Raw genomic sequence first — 4411 nt, 5'->3', positions numbered from 1 at the left:
GACGCGCCCCCCGCGCCCGAGGCCGACCCCGCCGAAGGGGGCGAGCGCTTCGCTCCCCCGCCGGGCAGCGATGCCACCGCCCGCTAGCCGACGTGGAAGTAGCGGTCGACGAGCTCCTCGACGGACACGCGCGAGTCTGCCAGGTCGTCGCGCAGGTGCATGTCGCCCAGTTCCACCAGCCGTGAGGCCCACGAGTCGATGAGGCCGGCGGGGAACACGCCGCGTGCCTCGTAGTCCTCGCGCTGGGCGAGAAGGCGCCCGGCCGCCTCGAAACACGACGAGGGCAGCTGGTCCAGTCCGGGGGTCTGGGATGCGTCGCCGTCGACCTTGCGCTCGCGCGCGTAGTCGGCCATGCCGGGCTGCGTGAGTCCGAGGCGAGCGGCGACCGCGATCCCCGCGAGCAGCAGGTGGATGGCCGCCGAGCCGTCGGGGCTGCGTAGCTCGACGGTCTGTGAATCGTTGGGAAGCCCGGTGATGGGCGCCTCGTTGGGGTTCGCATCGCGGAACATGGAGTCGTCGATGTGTTGCCATCCGAGGGGCACGCGCACGAGGACCGATCGGTTGCGGTCTCCCCAGCAGATCGCGGTCGGGGCCTCCTGGTGAGGAACGAGGCGCAGGAACGAAGTGGGCACCGTGTTCCCGAAGGCGGTGAGCGACGCCGCGTGGGAGAGGTAGCCGCCGATCACCTTGAGGGCGTCTTCGGTCAGCCCTTCGCCGGTCGAGAATTGGTTCACCCCGTCTTTGACGAGGCGGGTGTGGAAGTGCATGCCAGAGCCCGCCTGGCCGACCACGATCTTGGGCGAGAAGGACACCTCGATGCCGTAGGAGTGGGCGACCTCGCGCAGCACCCACTTGGCCAGGACCATCTGGTCGGCCGCGTCCATCACGTCGACCGGCAGGAACTCGATCTCCTGCTGGATCATCTGGCGGCCCTCGGCGACGAAGTTTCCGACCTCGGAGTGCGCGTATTTGACGGCGCAGCCCATACTCACCAGGTGAAGCAGGGTTTCGGTGCGCACATCCTCCCACTTCGAGAACGGACCGGACTCGTGGTAGCCGCGTTGCTCTTCGACACGGAAGAGGGGTTCTTCCGGGGAGAAGAGGTAGTACTCGAGTTCGCCGAGGGCCTCGAGGGTGCAACCCGTGTCTTCCTGGAGGGCGCGCTGTGCCTTGCGAAGGATCTCCTGGGGGGCGGAGGCTAAGGGGGCGCCGTCGACGTCGTAGAAGCCGCAGAGGAATTCCAGGGTGGGGATGGTGGAGAAGGGGTTCAGGAACGCCGTCGACAGGCGCGGGACGACGTAGAGGTCCGAGGAGGTCGCCTCGACGAAGGTGAACAGGGAGGAGCCGTCGACACGTTCGCCGAGGGTGAGGACACGGTCGAGGTGCGCCTTGGATTGGATCGCGAAGTTGAGGGTCTTGAGCCGCCCGTCTCCCCCGACGTAGCGCAGGTTGAGCATCGGGATTCGGTTGTCCTCGATGTAACCGATGATGTCGGCTTTGGTGAACTCCTTCGGCGGCTTGCGCAGTGCCTGCACGAGGGGGTTGGGACTGAGGGAAACGGTGTCGGTCGAGAGCATCTTGAACTCCTCTTTGAGCATGACTTGTGCCACCCCATTGTGTCACATGACACCGCATCGAAACAGCCGAGGTCGACGCCATGCCGGGAAGGGGACACCGAATCATCCCCGAGATCTGTCTTCCCAGCCACGCACCCGAATCCCCCTCGGCAGCCGCACCCGCCCCGGCCTCGTTCGGCCTCGTCGAGGCCGCCGTCCACCACGTGTGCGACCTATTCCCTTCCCCGGTCTTGTCCACCGTCCAGGAGGAGGGAGCGCCGCGAGAGGAGACCGCCGTTCGCTCACACTCCGAGGGCAAGGCTCCGCCGCACACGCGCTGCCATGGGACCGCATGCGCCCCATCATCGAGTGCGAGAGCGCGCACCTGGGCCGCGCGATCCCCCATCGCAGCGCGCCGCGCGCATAGCTGAGGGCCGCGCACCACAAGCAGGTACGCGGCCCGTGCCCCCTAGCGGGGCGAGGTTCGGAGCAGGCATGGAACCCGCCCCACTAGGCTCATCATGAACGCGGAGACCAGGACTTGAGGCGTTCAACGAGTTCACGAGCCCTCATATCCAAGCGCTCAGCTTCTGGCGTATCTCCGCTCTTCATCGCACGCCAATACTCGATCTTTGTGCGCAAGAACTCACGTCGTAATTCGATAATCTGCGCCTCCTCCTGAAGGCGCGCGTCCTGCTGTTCCAGCAGGGAAATGAACTCCGCGACGTCACGCTCCGCGCCCAGCCCGGAACGCACGTACTCACGCATGTCGGCGATCGACATTCCGGACGCCGACAGGCACGCGACCCAGGTCAGCAGCTCCAGGTCGCCCTCGGTGTAAATACGGTGGCCACTGGAGGGATCGCGCGCGATGGCCGGAATGACGCTGACATCCTCGTAGTAGCGCAAAGTCGACGGGGGCAGGCCAACGAGCGCCGCTACCTCCTTAATGGAGTACGTGCGCCCGATGCCTGTTCCTGCCATAACCTCACCCTAAAAGACCTCAAGTCCTTGAAGTCAAGCGGAACTGCGGGACGTGTATCACGCGGTGCGACCAGCGCAAAAGCCGTTCACGAAACCAGGCCGGGGCGCCCGTCATCGAACGGCAGCAACGACCGGTCACGCGTCATGAGTCGAGCAGCTCAGCGCGGCGCTGGAACGCCCAGATCGGGCAGGTCTGTTCCCTCAGGCGAACCTCGACGAGATCGAGGAGCTCGCAGCCTCCGTTGGTATAGAAGCGCGCGTTGGATTCCGTCGATGTGACGAAGCCATACGCGCGACCGCCCCTCTTTGCCACAAAGTCCGGCAGCACTTTGGCAACGAGCCAACGCCCCACCCCCTTGCCGCGCATGTGACGGTCCACTGACAGGACCTCGAGGTACCAGTCAAAATCACCCAGGTCGATGGCGACCTGATCGCTACGCGCCGCCACCTCGTCAAACTGGAGGACGAGCAAGGGGGTCGCGTAGCGGAAGAGCTCGTGCCCACCGTTGATGAAGTTATCCCAGAAACCGACCTTGCGATCGTGCATGAGCGCCACGGCGACGACGCGCCCCTCATGCTCGACGACAAGCGCATTCCTGCACCTCAGATAGGCCCTGACGAGCATCCGATTGACCGCTTCCAGGCATTGCGGGTAACGCTCCGGCTGGTAGAGATACGGTTTCAGCATGATGTGAAACGGGTAATCTAGGAATCCCTCGGTGATAATGCGTGTCATTTCGGGGATATCTGCACTAGTTGCGGGTCGACACTTCACTGCAGCCCTCCTCTGTTATGTCGGACAGTATCGCGTGACGAGGTCGAAAACCTGACCACAGGTAGACAGTTGTCATACTACGCGATGAGCCACAATCTGACCTTGTCAGTAAACTGTGATGCGCTTTGACAGTCAGAGAAGGATTACTTCACGACCGGTCAGGCACTGTCGGACTTGCGCGCCCTCGTTGCTTTGTATCCACGAACGGACGATAATCGAGTGACCCATCTCAGGAGGACTGCATGCGATTCTTTCGTGCCCTGTGCGCTGTGCTCGGGGCCCTACTCATCGTGCCCGCCCTGCCTTCAGCGTCCTTTGCGACCGACGCTCCGACCGTATCGGAGGCGTTTGTCCTAACCAAGGACGGGCAGCTCGTGGACACGCTGACCGTCAGGGACCCGTCACGCACTATGACGGAGTCGACGTGCCAGCCCTTTGCGGGTAGCTCGACCGACCACCGCGTCCAGTTCGTCCTGTTGGACGACGCGGCGGTGTGCCACATGCAGCTCATGTACACCCGTGCTGAGGACGAGACGGAGTTCGAGCTCAAGGATTCGGGCGAATTCATCATGACGGCGCGAACCGATCAGACCATTGATGGGTACCGCCGGAATTTTGGCGTGACACTGGTGATGACCTCCCTCTCGCTGAGCGTGGAGGGGGACGTGAAGTCGTCGACGGCCGGGGCGGCGAACTCGTCCATGACCTACGAGAACCGTTCTTTTACCGTGGTGACGTGGAAAGACTCCGTCCCCGAGGTGATCACCGTTCGTGGGAATCTGGCGGCCGGCGGCGACCGCTCCGCCGCTGGCGGCACTCGCGCGCTGCGGGATCCGTGGGGCGTCACTCCTCCCCCGGGTCGTCCCGAGGCCGGGGCCGCGCAGAGTGGTAGCGAGCCGTCGTCCGAAGCCTCCTCGTCGGGTCCATCGATCGGCCTGCTTATCGGCTTGATCGTCGGCCTCATCGTCGTGGTGCTCGTCGGCGTCTTCGTCGTTTATGCGAAGCGCTCGAAGAAGTCTCCGGCGCCGACGAAGGGTGCGCGGTCCCCCGCACCCGCGTCGCACGTGCGCCCGCAAGGCCCCCAGCACGGCGAGGA

At 64.4% G+C, this 4411-nt stretch carries 3 protein-coding genes and 1 pseudogene; 1 reads left to right on the top strand and 3 read right to left on the bottom strand.

Annotation, left to right across the window (positions count from 1 at the left end):
* Nucleotides 1-83 precede the first annotated feature (83 nt).
* The 3 genes from HMPREF1138_RS10255 to HMPREF1138_RS10245 all read right to left on the bottom strand — a co-directional run bounded on the left by HMPREF1138_RS10255 (nucleotide 84) and on the right by HMPREF1138_RS10245 (nucleotide 3276).
* Nucleotides 84-1577, bottom strand: a complete 1494-nt coding sequence (locus HMPREF1138_RS10255) for a glutamine synthetase family protein (protein ID WP_039937973.1) — start codon at nucleotides 1575-1577, stop codon at nucleotides 84-86.
* A gap of 498 nt (nucleotides 1578-2075) precedes the next feature.
* Nucleotides 2076-2540, bottom strand: a complete 465-nt coding sequence (locus HMPREF1138_RS10250) for a MerR family transcriptional regulator (protein WP_009059580.1) — start codon at nucleotides 2538-2540, stop codon at nucleotides 2076-2078.
* A gap of 142 nt (nucleotides 2541-2682) precedes the next feature.
* Nucleotides 2683-3276 (bottom strand): GNAT family N-acetyltransferase, encoded by a 594-nt coding sequence (locus tag HMPREF1138_RS10245; RefSeq protein ID WP_050981265.1) that lies wholly within the window; start codon nucleotides 3274-3276, stop codon nucleotides 2683-2685.
* A gap of 281 nt (nucleotides 3277-3557) precedes the next feature.
* Here HMPREF1138_RS10245 and HMPREF1138_RS10240 point away from each other — a divergent pair.
* Nucleotides 3558-4411, top strand: a pseudogene (locus tag HMPREF1138_RS10240) (hypothetical protein); the annotation flags it as partial.

This window comes from Actinomyces sp. ICM58, from assembly GCF_000283035.1.
In the GTDB taxonomy this organism is placed as follows: Bacteria; Actinomycetota; Actinomycetes; order Actinomycetales; family Actinomycetaceae; genus Pauljensenia.
Note: the sequence above shows the minus strand (reverse complement) of the source record. Positions and strands in the feature narration are given on the sequence as shown.

Coding starts and splice junctions, on each gene's coding strand:
- HMPREF1138_RS10255 (WP_039937973.1), bottom strand. CDS start 1,577: ATGCTCTCGACCGACACCGTTTCCCTCAGTCCCAACCCCCTCGTGCAG.
- HMPREF1138_RS10250 (WP_009059580.1), bottom strand. CDS start 2,540: ATGGCAGGAACAGGCATCGGGCGCACGTACTCCATTAAGGAGGTAGCG.
- HMPREF1138_RS10245 (WP_050981265.1), bottom strand. CDS start 3,276: ATGACACGCATTATCACCGAGGGATTCCTAGATTACCCGTTTCACATC.